The organism is Bacillus sp. FSL R5-0593, assembly GCF_038603755.1.
Taxonomy (GTDB): domain Bacteria; phylum Bacillota; class Bacilli; order Bacillales; family Bacillaceae; genus Bacillus; species Bacillus velezensis.
Map to the genome: position 1 here is coordinate 2071668 of NZ_CP152011.1, position 15503 is coordinate 2087170.

At 42.5% G+C, this 15503-nt stretch carries 24 protein-coding genes; 17 read left to right on the plus strand and 7 right to left on the minus strand.

Going from position 1 to position 15503, the window contains the following annotated elements; genetic code table 11:
* Positions 1 to 94: 94 nt before the first annotated feature.
* Together NYE36_RS10360 and NYE36_RS10365 are read left to right on the plus strand one after the other, a co-directional pair.
* Entirely contained in the window at positions 95 to 244 is a 150-nt protein-coding gene (locus NYE36_RS10360) for a hypothetical protein (protein WP_007410334.1), read from the plus strand.
* Positions 231 to 1061, plus strand: a complete 831-nt coding sequence (locus NYE36_RS10365; protein ID WP_007410333.1) for a prohibitin family protein — start codon at positions 231 to 233, stop codon at positions 1059 to 1061. The genes NYE36_RS10360 and NYE36_RS10365 overlap by 14 nt, the downstream gene beginning before the upstream one ends.
* Positions 1062 to 1088: 27 nt before the next feature.
* Here NYE36_RS10365 and NYE36_RS10370 read toward each other — a convergent pair whose 3' ends face one another.
* Positions 1089 to 1538, minus strand: a complete 450-nt coding sequence (locus NYE36_RS10370) for a YndM family protein (RefSeq protein ID WP_003154009.1) — start codon at positions 1536 to 1538, stop codon at positions 1089 to 1091.
* A 153-nt stretch (positions 1539 to 1691) separates the two neighbouring features.
* Between NYE36_RS10370 and NYE36_RS10375 the strand changes: the two genes are divergently transcribed.
* On the plus strand, positions 1692 to 2120 hold the full coding sequence (locus tag NYE36_RS10375) for a hypothetical protein (RefSeq protein WP_094032686.1): 429 nt from the start codon (positions 1692 to 1694) through the stop codon (positions 2118 to 2120).
* Positions 2121 to 2459: 339 nt separating this feature from the next.
* On the opposite strand, the gene lexA is transcribed toward NYE36_RS10375, so the two are convergent.
* Positions 2460 to 3080: a transcriptional repressor LexA gene (gene lexA / locus NYE36_RS10380; protein ID WP_003154004.1), complete on the minus strand. Its 621-nt coding sequence runs from the start codon at positions 3078 to 3080 to the stop codon at positions 2460 to 2462.
* A 156-nt stretch (positions 3081 to 3236) separates the two neighbouring features.
* Here lexA and yneA point away from each other — a divergent pair, with 156 nt between their 5' ends.
* The 6 genes from yneA (at position 3237) to NYE36_RS10410 (ending at position 7588) form a co-directional block, all read left to right on the plus strand.
* Positions 3237 to 3548 carry a cell division suppressor protein YneA gene (gene yneA, locus NYE36_RS10385; RefSeq protein ID WP_003154001.1) on the plus strand — a complete coding sequence of 104 codons (312 nt, stop codon included), beginning with the start codon at positions 3237 to 3239 and terminating at the stop codon, positions 3546 to 3548.
* A gap of 15 nt (positions 3549 to 3563) precedes the next feature.
* On the plus strand, positions 3564 to 4214 hold the full coding sequence (locus NYE36_RS10390; RefSeq protein ID WP_015417547.1) for a recombinase family protein: 651 nt from the start codon (positions 3564 to 3566) through the stop codon (positions 4212 to 4214).
* Between the two features lie 68 nt (positions 4215 to 4282).
* Positions 4283 to 4516, plus strand: a complete 234-nt coding sequence (locus NYE36_RS10395; protein WP_003153997.1) for a DUF896 domain-containing protein — start codon at positions 4283 to 4285, stop codon at positions 4514 to 4516.
* 166 nt (positions 4517 to 4682) lie between these two features.
* The gene (tkt, locus tag NYE36_RS10400; protein WP_007611727.1) at positions 4683 to 6686 is read left to right on the plus strand and encodes a transketolase; all 2004 of its coding nucleotides are present in this window, start codon (positions 4683 to 4685) and stop codon (positions 6684 to 6686) included.
* Positions 6687 to 6837: 151 nt separating this feature from the next.
* A complete protein-coding gene (gene sirA / locus NYE36_RS10405; RefSeq protein WP_003153995.1) occupies positions 6838 to 7284 on the plus strand; it encodes a sporulation inhibitor of replication protein SirA in 447 nt (148 codons plus the stop codon).
* An 85-nt stretch (positions 7285 to 7369) separates the two neighbouring features.
* Positions 7370 to 7588 (plus strand): YneF family protein, encoded by a 219-nt coding sequence (locus tag NYE36_RS10410; protein ID WP_003153994.1) that lies wholly within the window; start codon positions 7370 to 7372, stop codon positions 7586 to 7588.
* A gap of 73 nt (positions 7589 to 7661) precedes the next feature.
* Here NYE36_RS10410 and NYE36_RS10415 read toward each other — a convergent pair whose 3' ends face one another.
* Complete coding sequence (locus NYE36_RS10415; protein WP_012117647.1) at positions 7662 to 7835, minus strand: aspartyl-phosphate phosphatase Spo0E family protein; 174 nt, start codon at positions 7833 to 7835, stop codon at positions 7662 to 7664.
* Between the two features lie 201 nt (positions 7836 to 8036).
* Here NYE36_RS10415 and NYE36_RS10420 point away from each other — a divergent pair, with 201 nt between their 5' ends.
* The 3 genes from NYE36_RS10420 to NYE36_RS10430 all read left to right on the plus strand — a co-directional run bounded on the left by NYE36_RS10420 (position 8037) and on the right by NYE36_RS10430 (position 9762).
* A complete protein-coding gene (locus NYE36_RS10420) occupies positions 8037 to 8744 on the plus strand; it encodes a cytochrome c biogenesis protein CcdA (RefSeq protein WP_088056486.1) in 708 nt (235 codons plus the stop codon).
* Between the two features lie 84 nt (positions 8745 to 8828).
* Positions 8829 to 9191: a response regulator gene (locus tag NYE36_RS10425; protein ID WP_033574804.1), complete on the plus strand. Its 363-nt coding sequence runs from the start codon at positions 8829 to 8831 to the stop codon at positions 9189 to 9191.
* 79 nt (positions 9192 to 9270) lie between these two features.
* The gene (locus NYE36_RS10430; RefSeq protein ID WP_094032684.1) at positions 9271 to 9762 is read left to right on the plus strand and encodes a CcdC protein domain-containing protein; all 492 of its coding nucleotides are present in this window, start codon (positions 9271 to 9273) and stop codon (positions 9760 to 9762) included.
* 27 nt (positions 9763 to 9789) lie between these two features.
* Here NYE36_RS10430 and NYE36_RS10435 read toward each other — a convergent pair whose 3' ends face one another.
* From NYE36_RS10435 to sspO, 4 genes are all read right to left on the minus strand, one after another.
* The gene (locus tag NYE36_RS10435) at positions 9790 to 10218 is read right to left on the minus strand and encodes a DUF2621 domain-containing protein (RefSeq protein ID WP_094032683.1); all 429 of its coding nucleotides are present in this window, start codon (positions 10216 to 10218) and stop codon (positions 9790 to 9792) included.
* 234 nt (positions 10219 to 10452) lie between these two features.
* Positions 10453 to 10824, minus strand: coding sequence for an Hsp20/alpha crystallin family protein (locus NYE36_RS10440; protein WP_003153985.1), 372 nt, complete (start codon positions 10822 to 10824; stop codon positions 10453 to 10455).
* Positions 10825 to 10917: 93 nt separating this feature from the next.
* Positions 10918 to 11064 (minus strand): small acid-soluble spore protein P, encoded by a 147-nt coding sequence (locus NYE36_RS10445; protein WP_003153984.1) that lies wholly within the window; start codon positions 11062 to 11064, stop codon positions 10918 to 10920.
* A gap of 29 nt (positions 11065 to 11093) precedes the next feature.
* Positions 11094 to 11240 (minus strand): acid-soluble spore protein SspO, encoded by a 147-nt coding sequence (gene sspO, locus NYE36_RS10450; RefSeq protein WP_003153982.1) that lies wholly within the window; start codon positions 11238 to 11240, stop codon positions 11094 to 11096.
* 231 nt (positions 11241 to 11471) lie between these two features.
* Between sspO and acnA the strand changes: the two genes are divergently transcribed.
* From acnA to tlp, 5 genes are all read left to right on the plus strand, one after another.
* Entirely contained in the window at positions 11472 to 14198 is a 2727-nt protein-coding gene (acnA, locus tag NYE36_RS10455; protein WP_015417550.1) for an aconitate hydratase AcnA, read from the plus strand.
* A 61-nt stretch (positions 14199 to 14259) separates the two neighbouring features.
* On the plus strand, positions 14260 to 14769 hold the full coding sequence (locus tag NYE36_RS10460) for a redoxin domain-containing protein (RefSeq protein ID WP_007410322.1): 510 nt from the start codon (positions 14260 to 14262) through the stop codon (positions 14767 to 14769).
* Positions 14770 to 14847: 78 nt separating this feature from the next.
* Complete coding sequence (locus NYE36_RS10465) at positions 14848 to 14973, plus strand: FbpB family small basic protein (RefSeq protein WP_012117651.1); 126 nt, start codon at positions 14848 to 14850, stop codon at positions 14971 to 14973.
* Between the two features lie 63 nt (positions 14974 to 15036).
* Complete coding sequence (locus tag NYE36_RS10470) at positions 15037 to 15183, plus strand: acid-soluble spore protein N (RefSeq protein ID WP_003153977.1); 147 nt, start codon at positions 15037 to 15039, stop codon at positions 15181 to 15183.
* 24 nt (positions 15184 to 15207) lie between these two features.
* Complete coding sequence (gene tlp, locus NYE36_RS10475) at positions 15208 to 15450, plus strand: small acid-soluble spore protein Tlp (RefSeq protein WP_342496850.1); 243 nt, start codon at positions 15208 to 15210, stop codon at positions 15448 to 15450.
* Positions 15451 to 15503: the final 53 nt, after the last annotated feature.

Here is a 15503-nt window from a genome sequence, read left to right on the forward strand (position 1 = left end):
TTGCCGGCGGAGCTTTTTCTTTTGAAATTTATGAAACTTTAAGTTCTTAAGATCGTATACATAATTGACAGGATGAAAGAAAAGAGGTGGGCAAATGAAAGTGATGATCGGGTCTATCATTCTTCTTGTCATCATCGGATTCGGTTTATGGCTGATGCTTAGTCCAATCTTTAAACAAGTGGGAAGCGGAGCCAAAAAATTCAAAAAGTCATGGGAGGAAGAAGATCAGCATGAGCGAAAATAAGCGCGGAAACACAAAAAAAATTATCGGCGGTGTGATTATAGGTGCAGCCCTTTTAATTGCGGGCGTTACAGCGTCACTATTCATTGAAAAAATACCGAACGGTTATGTCGGGGTTGTATACTCACCGAATGGCGGGGTAAAATCCGACACATTGGACCAAGGCTGGCACTTAGTCGGGTTATTTAATAAAGTAACGGAATATCCGGTGCGTATGCAGACAGTGAATAATGAAAATATAAAAGTGGCAACCTCAGACGGTAAAAATATAGAAATGGATATCGCTTACAACTATGTCGTGCAGCCTGATAAAGTAGTCGATCTGTTTAACAAATTCGGAGCGGTAGACGTTGAAACGATTGAAAATACATATTTAAAAACAAGGCTGTGGGATGCGGCGCGAAAATCAATCAGCAAATACTCGGTTATTGACACATACGGGCAAAAATCTGCAGAAGCCGCTGCCGATGTTCAAAAGAGATTTGCTGATGATATGAAGAGTCTTGGATTTTTAATTGATGATCTGACGCTTGGCGTACCGAAGCCGGATAAAGCCACACAGGAAGCCATCGATGCAAGGGTGAAGTCTTCACAGGAACTTGAACGGACACAAACTGAAATTAAAATAGCCGAAGCCGAAGCGAAAAAGAAAAAAATTGAAGCGGAAGGGATCGCTGATTATAACGAAATCATAAAGAAATCAATGTCCGATGAAATGATCAAATATAAATGGATTGAAAAATGGGACGGAAAAACGCCGAAAGCGACAGGCACAGACTCACTGCTGCAGCTGCCGCTGGACGATCAGAAGCAAAAATAAAAAGAGAAGGAGGCGATTGCCTCCTTTTTATGTTTTTTCCTGAGGGTCTTTTTCCGGCACTAATTCTTCAGACGCCTCGGTTTGATAGCTCCATAGCGTGCTATCCGTCTCTGTTGTGTCCTGATAATCTTCGGGAAGTACATATTGCTGCAAATACCGGTGAAAAAATGCCTCAAAAACAGAAATGCAAAGTGCAGAGATAACAGATGCCGCGGCAGGCGAGACATTAAATCCGCCAATGTTCATAAGGAATATCCATAATATAATGAATGAAATCCCGAAATCAGCTGCAACGGCTGTGAAATTGCTTGTTCTCGGCAGAATCATGCAATCACCCGCAAAATAAGTGATTAAACTTAAGATCACTGTAATAAACAGAACGTTTAAAAAGGTTACTTGGTACATAAGATCCAGAACAATGTACAGTAAAGCAAGTGTGAGCGCCGTTTTAGAAGCGAAAGCAATTACGTGTTTCATTTGAACCACCTTCGTTATTTCGTTTAGTCTTCATTGTAAGCAATCCGCAAATTTTTAAACTGGTATATAGTGGTTATAAAGGATACGTTTTAATAAAATGTGAATAGACATCACAGGATTCACAAGTTAAAATATGTAAAAAGGGGGATGTAAATGAAAAAATATTGGATATGTATTGCTGTTTTTTTATTATGTTTTAGCGGAATACACTCAGCTAAAGCGGCTACCACTGAATTCGGATCAAAAACAAGCTTCACTTTGGAGGGAAATGCAAAAGAGTTTCATATTGAAAATCCGGGGGCTGTAACTGCCGACGATTACTTTTTAGGATATAAGTTCACCATAATGAACAACTCTTCGTGCGGTTTAAGCATGAAACTCCAGCGGATGGCGCTGAACGGGAATTTTTATACATTAAGTTCTAAAAACTACAGCGGCAGCTGGTTAAACCTCAGTGCCCAGGATAAAAAATCAATTGATCCGTATCACAAATACAGAATTCTGGTTGAAAGTTCTTCAAACGTCTGTGGCCCCGTCTATATTAAAGGGTTTTACGGTGTAGAATATTATCATTTTGATTGAAAATAGATACTCGCTAAAGGCAGCGGGTTTTTTTATATTTAAATATAACTTATTACACTATGTACTAAATATTCATAGATAAATTTTAATGCATCCGCCCAAAGGAAACATAAACAAAAGTAAATTCATCACGCACAAATATACAAAGTTGAAAAATGGGTGAAAAGTTTCTTCAGGGAAACATTATTAGTTGACTTCAAAAGTTTGATGTCGGATAATAAGAATGTAAGTTTTTCCTCCTTAGCAGATTCGTTTCTTAAGCCAGGGCGAATCTGCTTTTTTTATGCAAAAAAAACCCCTCTGTAAGGGGTTTTTTACAATAAATGAAGTTTAATAGAATTAATGTACGGCTCTGAATACGCCGATAACTTTCCCCAAAATGCTTACGTTTTGCAGGATAATCGGCTCCATCGTCGGATTTTCCGGCTGCAGCCGCACATAATTGTCTTCTTTATAGAAGCGCTTGACCGTCGCTTCATCATCTTCGGTCATAGCTACGACGATTTCTCCGTTATTGGCCGTGTTCTGCTGTTTGACAATGACGTAATCTTTGTCAAAAATACCGGCGTCGATCATACTTTCTCCCATGATTTCTAACATAAAGACATGTTCGCCCGGAGGAACCATCCGGTCAGGAAGCGGAAAATACTCGTCGATATTTTCAACAGCCGTAATCGGAATACCCGCCGTCACTTTCCCGATGACCGGAACGTTTACGACCTGGCTTTTCGGAATGTGGACTTCTTCTTCATCCAATACCTCAATCGCCCTCGGTTTAGTTGGGTCCCGTCTGATCAGGCCTTTTGTCTCCAGCCGCGCCAAATGGCCGTGCACGGTTGAACTGGAAGCCAGTCCTACTGCTTCTCCTATCTCTCTTACAGAAGGCGGATATCCTTTCGTTTTTACCTCTTCTTTAATAAAACGCAGGATATCAAGCTGCCTTTTTGATAGCTTCGTCATATTTCGCACCTCAAAACGTCGATTTTAAGTAGATTATAGCATGATTTTCCTGACAGTACAAACATAGGTTCGAAAAAAACGATTGACAGAAACGTTTGTTCGTATATACTGAAAGGTATAAAAAGCGAACAAACATTCTTATCGGAGGTTGTTTACATGGCGAAAGAATCTATTATATTTGTAGGGCTGTTTACTGCGATTTTAAGTGCCGCTATTTTACTTGTCTCATGTGCGGGAAATGATCAGTCCCTCAGCCAATATGTTAAAATAAAGGTTCAGGACGGCGATACACTCTGGTCACTTGCGGATCATGTAGCAGAAAAGAAACACATTAATAAAGAAGATTTCATTGAGTGGGTGACGGAGAATAATCATCTCCAAACTGCTGATATAAAGCCCGGAGACGAACTTATTCTTCCGGTTAAGAAAAAGCATCCGGCCGTATATCAGCTGGCCATTGTCAATTAGAGAGGAAAGAGAGAAATGAAGGCACTCATTTATGCCCGCGTAAGCACAAACAAAGAACAGCAGCAAACGTCATTAAAAAGACAGGAAGAGGAGCTCAGTGAGATCGCTGCTGCAAACGGCATGGAAGTCGTGAAAGTCATTTCTGAGAAAGCCAGCGGTTACGAAATGGATCGCGACGGAGTATTTGAAATGCTTGATGAAATTAAAAAATCACATATTGACGCGATATTGGTGCAGGACGAAACGAGATTAGGAAGAGGAAACGCCAAGATTGCGCTTTTGCATTGCATTTACAGGGAGAACGTAAAAATATATACGACGGCTCATAAAGGTGAACTGGCGCTTTCCGAAGCTGATTCGATGGTACTCGAAATCGTCAGTATTGTTGAGGAATATCAAAGGAAAATTCACAATATGAAAATCCGGCGGGGAATGAAAAGAGCCGTGAAAAACGGCTACAAACCTGAACGGAATCTGAAAAACAGACATGAAAACAGCGGAAAAGAAAAAAAAGAGGTTCCGGTTTCTGAAATTATCAGGCTGAGAGCCAACAAGCTTACCTTTGCAGAAATCGCAGCGACCTTAAGGGGATTCGGCTACGATGTGTCCAAAGCCACGGTTCACCGGCGGTTTCAGGAATATACCGCAGACACAGAAGGCAGCTGACGCGCATCAGTTGTAAAAAAGACTGCGTTTTAGTAGTATATAATCAACACGCACCAAAGGAGCTTATTATGATTTCTAAAGAAAAAATCGCAAGAATTAACGAATTGGCTCAAAAAGCTAAATCAAACACGATAACGGATGAGGAAAAAGCTGAACAGCAAAAGCTTCGCCAGGAGTATTTGAAAGGATTCCGCTCCTCAATGAAAAATACGTTAAAGAGCGTAAAAGTGATTGATCCGGAAGGCAACGATGTCACCCCTGAAAAATTAAAAAGAGAACAACAGAAAAATAATCTTCATTAAACAGAAAGAATACGGCAATACGTATTCTTTTTTCGTATATACTAATATCAGGATGTGATTTACGACAATTTTCAACAAGTTTATCTCAAATTTAAGCTGAAAGAGTTGAGAAAAAGTCAGCATCGCTTTATGATGAAAAGGTACAACAATAAGGAAGGGGATTATAATGGATACAATTGAAAAGAAATCAGTTGCCACCATTCGTACACTATCTATAGACGCAATTGAAAAAGCGAATTCCGGACATCCGGGCATGCCGATGGGAGCCGCTCCGATGGCATATACGCTGTGGACGAAATTTATGAATGTAAACCCGCAGAATCCGGGCTGGTTTAACCGCGACCGCTTTGTTTTATCAGCAGGCCACGGTTCAATGCTTTTATACAGCATGCTGCATTTAAGCGGATATGACCTCAGCATTGAAGACTTGAAACAGTTCCGTCAATGGGGAAGCAAAACACCGGGACATCCGGAGTTCGGGCATACAGCCGGAGTAGACGCAACGACCGGGCCGCTTGGACAGGGTATTGCAATGGCAGTGGGAATGGCAATTGCAGAACGCCATCTGGCTGAGACATATAACCGTGATTCATTCAACGTAGTTGATCATTATACATACAGTATTTGCGGAGACGGCGATTTAATGGAAGGCATTTCTTCCGAAGCCGCTTCACTTGCAGGCCATCTTGAATTAGGCCGCCTGATCGTATTATACGATTCTAATGACATTTCCTTAGACGGCGATTTAGACCGTTCTTTCTCTGAAAATGTAAAGCAGCGTTTTGAAGCAATGAACTGGGAAGTTCTTTATGTTGAGGACGGAAACAACATCGCTGAATTGACGGCTGCAATTGAAAAAGCGCGCCAGAATGATAAAAAACCGACTTTGATTGAAGTGAAAACCACGATCGGTTTCGGTTCTCCAAACCGTGCGGGCACATCCGGCGTTCACGGCGCTCCGTTAGGACTAGAAGAGAGCAAGCTGACAAAAGAAGCGTATGCTTGGACGTTTGAAGAAGATTTTTATGTTCCGGAAGAAGTATACGGGCATTTCAATCAAGCGGTAAAAGAAGCCGGCTCGAAAAAAGAACAGGAATGGAATGAACTGTTCGCGGCTTATAAAGAAAAATATCCTGAGCTTGCTGAACAGCTGTCACTCGGCATGAAAGGCGAGCTTCCTAAAGACTGGGATCAGGAAGTTCCCGTTTATGAAAAAGGCAGCAGCCTTGCTTCCCGCGCATCTTCAGGTGAGGTGCTGAACGGGATCGCTAAGAAAATTCCTTTCTTTGTCGGGGGATCTGCTGACCTTGCGGGTTCAAATAAAACGACAATCAAAAATGGAGGAGACTTCACGGCCAAAGACTACGCCGGGAAAAACTTCTGGTTCGGTGTCCGTGAATTTGCGATGGGCGCTGCATTAAACGGAATGGCGCTTCACGGCGGCCTCCGCGTATTCGGCGGCACATTCTTTGTGTTCTCTGATTATTTAAGACCTGCCATTCGTCTGGCGTCATTGATGGGTCTTCCCGTCACTTATGTATTCACGCATGACAGTATTGCCGTAGGAGAGGACGGGCCGACTCACGAACCGATTGAGCAGCTTGCTTCTTTACGCGCACTTCCTAACCTTTCTGTGATCAGACCTGCTGACGGAAATGAAACCGCAGCTGCATGGAAGGTTGCCGTTCAAAGCCAAGATCATCCGACAGCTCTTGTATTGACACGCCAAAACCTGCCGACGATTGATCAGCAGGCTGAAGAAGCGTATGCGGGCGTGGAAAAAGGGGCTTATATCGTTTCAAAAGCCCAAACGGAATCACCGGCCGCTCTTCTTTTAGCGACAGGTTCTGAAGTCGGACTTGCGATCGAAGCTCAAGCGAAACTGGCTGAAGAAAACATTCACGTATCTGTAGTCAGCATGCCGAGCTGGGACCGCTTTGAAAAACAATCGGCCGAGTACAAAAACAGCGTGCTTCCTCCGAATGTGACGAAACGTCTTGCGATCGAAATGGGTTCAAGCTTCGGATGGGGCAAATTTACCGGTCTTGAAGGAGACGTTCTCGCAATTGACCGTTTCGGTGCTTCAGCTCCGGGAGAAACAATTATGAAAGAATACGGGTTTACTGCAGAAAACGTGGTTGACCGCGTGAAAAAACTTTTAAACAAATAACGAGACAAAAGAGGATGAGTCAAATCATCCTCTTTTTCCTGTTTATGCGACAAAAATAGAAGGGGCGGCGTAACAGTAATAGACAATTCTTTCTTTTCTCCTTTTGTATAATAGAAAGCAATAACGAAGCGCTGTAAAAGGGGATGAGGAAATGGAACGTCATTACTATACGCACCTGATAAAGGATGAGTTTGCGAACCACTACTTCGGGCGGGAAACGGCTATGTTTGAGTTGTTTCGAGACTATCATTGGACAGACCTGACACCCCAGGAATATCAAATGACAGAAAAGCAAGTTCAATATATAACGGAACCGATTCCGGTGATACATATGCATCAGCGTCTCCAGCTGCATTTAAACCGAATGAGTTACAGCCGTTTGGATTCCATTTACCGGCTTACACTGCCCGGAGAAAAGGGCCGCGCCACCTTCATGATGAAAGACAGTTTAATTGAGATTGCGGCTTCGGGAGATTATGAGGCGGAAACGATTTTCTTTGAGATTCTGCGTAAAATCAGCCCCTGTTTTCTTGCAATGGATTTCAAGACACGGCGCTACGGGTGGTTAAATCCGGTCAGAGAAAGAAATTTTGTCTAAAAACGAGGAAAAAGAGATGTAAATGTTGTATAATAGCCTTTGGTTTAGTACACTTTAAACTAGACAACATGAAGGAGGAAATAAAATGACTTTATGGGTTGGCATCCTAGTGGGCGTTGTCGCATTGCTCATAGGTGTTGCACTCGGGTTTTTTATTGCTCGTAAATATATGATGAGCTATTTGAAAAAGAATCCGCCTATTAATGAACAAATGCTACGCATGATGATGATGCAAATGGGAATGAAACCTTCTCAAAAGAAAATTAATCAAATGATGAAAGCCATGAATAATCAAGCGAAATAATACGTACAGATTATGATATAGAGATACATGGTTATAAAAATAAAAAACCCGGAGAGGGTTTTTTATTTTGGCGTCATGTTTCACCCCAACTGCCGGTGTGCAGTTCTTTTTGATATTGTATGAGAAGGTGGTCAAGCTCCTGGCTGAGTTCTATCGTAATGTTTGATGTCATTCCGTTTGTCATGACGATTTTAAGCAGCTCTGCCCGTTTTTTTTCAATTTCATTTAATAGATGCTCTCTAATCACAGGGATATATCCTTTCATACATAAATCTTTCACCTGAGTCGCTATTATTATATCCACATTTATACTGTTTTTCAAATAAGAAGGAGTATAATATCTCGATGTCAAATTAAATTATATAAGCTTTTTCTATAAAAAGTAATCCTTCTCGGGAAAGTGTTAAAAAAATGAAATGATTTTGTCATAACTCGAAGGGAGTGTGTCATCGTGAGTTTTAATTACTTTTTGACGTTTGGGGCCGGATTTTTGTCTTTCATTTCTCCATGCTGTCTGCCGTTGTACCCCGCCTTTTTATCTTACATAACTGGTGTCAGTATGGACGAGGTGAAAACAGAAAAGGTGATGCTGCAAAAGCGCGGCCTCGTGCATACACTTTGTTTTTTGCTTGGTTTCTCCGTGATTTTTATCGCATTGGGATATGGAACTTCGTTTATCGGCAGTTTTTTTACCCAATATCATGAAGCGATCCGCCAGTTTGGCGCTATCATGCTGATCCTTTTCGGGCTGATTACTGCCGGTGTGTTTCAGCCGAAATTCATGATGAAAGAGCGGCGCATTCACTTTAAGCGCCGTCCGGAGGGGTTTATCGGTTCGGTTCTGATCGGTCTTGCATTTGCAGCCGGCTGGTCGCCGTGCAGCGGGCCTATTTTAGGAGCCGTGTTTTCGCTGGCCAATACAAATCCTTCTTCAGCAGTGCCGTATATGTTTTTATATGTTCTCGGGTTTGCGATTCCTTTTCTTGTTCTTTCATTTTTTATTACCAGAATGAATTGGATTCGCAAGCATCAGCTGCTTATCATGAAAATCGGCGGCATTCTTATGATTCTGATCGGAGTTATGCTGTTTTTTAACTGGATGAGCTACATTCTGATCGTTCTGTCAAATCTTTTCGGAGGATTTACCGGTCTGTAACGGATTAATAACTTTTGAACTATTATATACCCTTTTGTTTTTGGTACAATAAGACTAGTTAATGTTAAATATGTGGAGGGGAATATGACACGAGTTTTAGTTGTAGATGACGCCAAGTTCATGAGGGTGAAAATCAGAGAGATTCTGGAATCGGCGAATTACACAGTGGCCGGGGAAGCGGCTGACGGTGAGGAAGCCCTGTCAGTATATCAAAAAATCCGTCCCGACCTGGTGACAATGGATATTACCATGCCGGTCAAAAACGGTATACAGGCTCTGCAGGATATTTTAGCTTTTGACCCGAAAGCCCGGATCATCATGTGCACCGCCATGCGGCAGCAGCGGATCGTTCTGGAAGCGATTGAATTAGGCGCTAAAGACTTTATCGTTAAACCGTTTGAAGCATCTAAAGTGCTGGAGGCCGTTGGCCGGGTAACGGGAACGTAAACGTGTTCTCTTTTCAAATTGGTTTTTTTTATGTTTTTGGAGTATAGTATATAGTATCAAACTCCGTGCAAGCAAAGGAATGATAAAGATGATGATTATAATTTCATCCGTTATTGCAGCGGCCATGGCAATTTCCGTGATGATCGTCAGGATTAAATCCTCCGACAAGCCCGCTTCACCTAAAAAAATAATTCTCCCGCCGATTTTCATGAGTACGGGAGCGCTTATGTTCCTTTTTCCGATTTTCAGAGTGACGGGCGAAGAATTTTTGGAGGCCATTACGCTGGGCGTGATCTTCTCTATTTTTCTGATTAAAACATCTAAATTTGAGATTAAAAATAATGAAATCTATTTAAAACGGTCAAAAGCGTTTGTGTTTATCCTGATTGGTCTCTTGGTTATCAGAATCGCTATGAAATCCATTTTGAGCACGACGATTGATTACGGAGCTTTAAGCGGAATGTTTTGGATTCTGGCTTTCGGAATGATTGTCCCGTGGCGCATCGCGATGTTTTTGTCTTACCGCAAACTTTCGAATGAACTGAAGCCCGCTGATATTCAGATGAATTAAAACCTTTCCGTCCGCCGGAAAGGTTTTTTATTTGAGCAGGGCTTGATAAGGAGTAAGATCAATCTGTTTTTCACGGAGATGCTTTTTTAAAAATTGATGATCACGCTTAGGAGTGGCCAGTATGTAACCCCTGATGATTAAATCACGGTTTATTTGTTCAGCTTCCTCCGCTAAGGAAAGTTCACCGATTTTTCCGGCGATTTTCGCTTTGGCTACATCCCGAAAGAGCTCCGGCACGGGGGCGACCAATTCATCCAAAAACGCCTTGTCACCCTCATTCCATAAGTGCCTGCTTTTTTCAATATAATAGTCCTGCCAATCCAGTTCTGACCGGCCGTCTTCTTTCGGTAAGCGTTTTAAAAATTTTCGAAACATAAAAAACCCGCCGATAGACAGCAATCCGATCATCACGATGACCCAAAATAAAATAATCCACATAAACCAGCCTTCCAGCATTGTTCTATCTCCTCCTTACTTTAACCATATTGTAAACGAAGACAGAATAGAAGAACACATGAAAAAAAGAATAGAAAAAAATGATAGATGTCCAGTCATTCCGGTTGCTAGAACATATTCTATCGTATAGTGATTCTGCTATTTGGCCATGGGAGATTCACTTTGAGGGTATATGACTGATATGACCGGACAAAAAAGCCGCTTCCATTGAGGGATGAAAGCGGCTTTTTTATGTTATAGAGGAAATTGAAAGGAAAAAGAGGCAGGAGTCTCATTTGGCTCCTTGTTCATGGAGACGGTCAGAATATGGTTGGTGAAATCAGTGAAAATATGTTTGTCATTCAGATAAAAAGGAAGCACCATTTGTTTGTTTAACGTCCGTTCAAGCGTTTTAACAGAGAGCATAAATTCATTCCCCGAAAGAGTGACGGTTATCGCTTGCACCTGCTTCAGCGCCGTCAGGTCGGCTTCAATGATATATTGACGGCTTGTTTCATATAGATCGATCGGCAGCGTCTCGTCATACCAAGCATACGGGTCCTCGTAAAACTGCCGCAGCCATTCTTCCGTATCATCAAATTCTTCAGCGTTTTTTGAGTGATTCATGGAAGCATCCCTCCATATTAAAAAGCCTTGCTATAACGTATGCAGAAGCTTTGAATGGGTGAATGGCACAAAAAAACAGACACGGGGTCTGTTTTACATATCGTGGCTTGTATTATGTTTTTGTCTTGTATGGTTGCGGTTTTTCACTTTTTTGCTTCCGCTCAGCGGTTCCGGCTGGCCGGGGTTATGGCCCTTCGGAGCATTTTTATGCATATCTTTACTCGTATTTTTATTTGTCATGTTAAAGCCTCCTTTTTAAGGTGTTCCGGCTATTGGTTTGTTTTTCTTTTTTTATTGTTCTGCCGTTCTTCTTCCGTCAGGACGAGCTGGTCATTTTCTATATAACCCGCGCCTTTGCCTTGGCTTTTCGCATCATTCATGCCGTTAATGACATGATTGGCTTTCCGTTTTACCATGATCATCACCTCAACATTAATATGGCTCTTTACAGCCCGTTATATGAGGCGGAAAATCGGACAAAATTTACCGAAAATCATGCTGATAAGACGATCTTATTGTATTTAATAAAAACATTGATATTTACTTATGTATGATTTTATACTAAGATGAAATTGTGAGAAAATTGTGATGGAATGTGAACATTCATCTAAAGAACGATCTTGATCATTGAAGGGGGATTTTGGAGAATGACAAATCAGCAAAAAGTCGCAACACAAGACGTTTTCCAAGCAAGAAAAACATTTTCTTCAAATGGGAAAACATACAACTACTATTCATTAAAAGCATTGGAAGACGCAGGGGTCGGCAATGTTTCAAAACTTCCTTATTCTATTAAGGTTCTTTTGGAATCCGTTTTGCGTCAGGTAGACGGACGCGTCATTACAAAAGAACATGTTGAAAATTTAGCAAGATGGGGTACTGCTGAATTAAAAGATATCGATGTGCCGTTTAAACCTTCACGGGTTATTCTACAGGACTTTACCGGCGTTCCGGCCGTAGTTGACCTGGCATCTTTAAGAAAAGCCATGGCCTCTGTCGGCGGAGACCCTGATAAAATCAATCCTGAAATTCCGGTTGACCTGGTCATTGACCACTCTGTACAAGTCGACAAAGCCGGTACGGAAGACGCGTTAGCCATTAATATGGACTTAGAATTCGAAAGAAATGCAGAACGTTATAAATTTTTAAGCTGGGCAAAGAAAGCGTTTAACAATTATCAGGCCGTTCCGCCTGCAACAGGTATCGTTCACCAGGTAAACCTTGAGTTTTTGGCAAGTGTCGTTCATACGAAAGAGGAAGACGGAGAACTTGTGACATATCCTGATACATTGGTGGGAACAGATTCCCATACAACAATGATTAACGGAATCGGCGTCCTCGGCTGGGGTGTCGGCGGTATTGAGGCGGAAGCGGGAATGCTCGGCCAGCCTTCATATTTCCCTGTTCCTGAGGTCATCGGCGCGAAACTTGTCGGAAAATTGCCTAACGGAACGACGGCGACTGACTTGGCGCTGAAAGTCACTCAAGTGCTGCGCGAAAAAGGCGTAGTCAATAAATTTGTTGAATTCTTCGGTCCTGGTGTTGCTGAGCTTCCGCTTGCGGATCGTGCGACTATTGCCAATATGGCGCCGGAATACGGAGCGACTTGCGGATTCTTCCCTGTTGACGAGGAAGCACTTTCTTACCTGCGTCTGACCGGCCGTGAAGAAGAGCAGATCGATATTGTAGAGGCATACTGCCGCAACAACGGTTTATTCTATACGCCTGACGCGGAAGAGCCGATTTTTACAGACGTTGTGGAAATTGATCTGTCAAAAATTGAAGCGAACCTTTCAGGACCGAAACGTCCGCAGGATTTAATCCCGCTTTCCGTTATGCAGGAAACGTTTAAAAAACATCTTGTCAGCCCGGCCGGCAACCAAGGATTCGGAGCGGATGCTGCTGAAGAGAACAAAGAAATTTCATTTAAACTTAACAGCGGCGAAGATGCGGTTATGAAAACAGGGGCGATTGCAATCGCCGCTATTACAAGCTGTACGAATACATCAAACCCTTATGTATTAATCGGTGCCGGATTGGTAGCCAAAAAAGCGGTAGAATTAGGCTTGAAAGTGCCGAATTATGTTAAAACATCACTTGCGCCGGGGTCTAAGGTTGTTACTGGATACTTAGTCAACTCGGGCCTGCTTCCTTACATGAAGGAGCTCGGCTTTAACCTCGTAGGGTATGGCTGTACGACATGTATCGGGAACTCCGGCCCGCTTTCTCCAGAGATTGAAGAAGCGGTTGCTAAAAATGATCTCTTGATCACTTCTGTCTTGTCGGGTAACAGAAACTTTGAAGGCCGGATCCATCCGCTTGTCAAAGGAAACTACCTTGCGTCACCTCCGCTTGTTGTCGCATACGCATTAGCAGGCACTGTGAATATCAACCTGAAAACGGATCCGATCGGTGTCGGAAATGACGGACAAAATGTTTATTTCGATGACATCTGGCCGTCCATGGATGAAATCAATTCTCTCGTCAAACAGACTGTTACGCCGGAATTATTCCGCAAAGAGTATGAAACGGTATTTGACGACAACCAGCGCTGGAACGAAATCGAAACGACGGATGAAGCGCTGTACAAGTGGGATCAGGATTCCACTTACATTCAAAACCCGCCGTTCTTTGAGGAAATGTCTGTAGAGCCGGGAAAAGTTGAGCCTTTAAGAGGACTTCGCGTTGTCGGCAAATTCGGCGATTCCGTGACGACTGACCACATTTCTCCGGCCGGAGCGATCGGAAAAGACACACCGGCGGGCAAATACCTGCAGGAAAAAGGCGTTTCTCCTCGTGACTTTAACTCTTACGGCTCACGCCGCGGAAACCATGAAGTCATGATGAGAGGAACATTCGCCAATATCCGCATTAAAAACCAAATCGCACCGGGTACAGAAGGCGGATACACAACACATTGGCCTACCGGGGAAGTGACATCTATTTATGATGCCTGCATGCGGTATAAAGATGATAAAACGGGTCTTGTCGTCCTGGCCGGAAAAGATTACGGAATGGGCTCTTCACGTGACTGGGCTGCAAAAGGAACAAACCTGCTCGGCATCAGAACAGTCATTGCCGAAAGCTTTGAAAGAATTCACAGAAGCAACCTCGTCTTCATGGGTGTGCTGCCGCTTCAGTTTAAACAGGGTGAAAACGCGGATACACTCGGCTTAACCGGTAAGGAAGTCATCGAGGTGGATGTTGATGAATCTGTACGTCCGCGCGACTTGCTGACTGTCAGAGCAATCAGTGAAGACGGTACGGTAAAAACATTTGAAGTTGTTGTCCGTTTTGACAGTGAAGTGGAAATTGATTACTATCGCCACGGCGGCATTTTACAAATGGTGCTTCGCGATAAAATGAAACAGTAGCAGAATGAACAAAGGAGAGAAAGCAGTCTGCTTTCTCTCTTTTTATGCGGGAGGCCTTGAGATGCTTGCGAAATGGCTGGGCGGAATGTTACTTATCGGGTTGTTAGTGTATGCGGGCTGGAACATTTATTCTGTACAAAAAAGTCCGAAAGAAGGGACAGAAGAAGGGATGAAAGCCCCTGACTTTACACTTGATACATTGTCAGGAAAAAGTATCTCCCTTTCTGATTATAAAGGAAAAAAAGTGCTCCTCAATTTCTGGGCGACGTGGTGCAAGCCGTGCCGAATGGAAATGCCCGATATGCAGGAGCTGCAGAAAGAATATCCTGATATTGCGGTAGCAGCCGTTAATTTTACGTCCTCTGAAAAAAATATACAGGCTGTGAAATCATTTGCTGATCATTATCAGCTGACCTTTCCTATTCTGATTGACAAAAGCGGAATTAACGGAGATTTCAACGTGCTTTCTTATCCGACAACATACATATTAGACGAAGAAGGAACCATTCAGCATATTCGCGTAGGCACGATGACAAAAAAAGAAATGAAAGAAAAACTGGATCTCAAATAGAGGTTCAGTTTTTTTATTGTGAAGGGCTTAGGTTTTGAAAAATTGGAAAAAATGAATGAAAACACGGAGGTGAGAAGATTGAAAAAAATGCGAAAACGTTCTTTTCATGAATTGGTTATGGAAAATAAACGTGAGCTGATGACCAATACGGAATATTTGAATCAGCTTGAAGAAAAGCTGGAGCAGCGGTTCAAACAAAAATAACCTTTAATTTGCAGTCATGTTTGCACCTCCTTTTGCAAAATATACTCTTAAGGAGGGATGAACATGGGCATAAACAAGAAAGACGGCCAGCCGCAATACGCTCCGAGCCACTTAGGGACAAAACCCGTTAAATATAAACGCAACAAAGGGGAAAAGTTTCATGACAAGTCAAACGGACATCCGATTGTCATGCAGACGAAAGGCGAATAACATCAACAAAGGAGAGCAGACATTATGACAAACAATGATCAAAAACCAAATCCGGATGACCGTTCCGATAACGTTGAAAAGCTGCAGGATATGGTCCAGAATACAATTGAAAATATAGAAGAAGCCAAAGAATCAATGGAATTTGCGACAGATGAGGAAAAACAGCGCATTCAAGAGAAGAATGTCAGACGCAATGAAAGCATTGAATCGTTCCGCAGTGAAATCCAGGATGAATCGGCTGCAAGAGAAAACGGCTATCAATCATAATAAAAACCAGGGAAACCTGGTTTTTTTCTCTTTCCGGCTCGTTGTGATAAAAT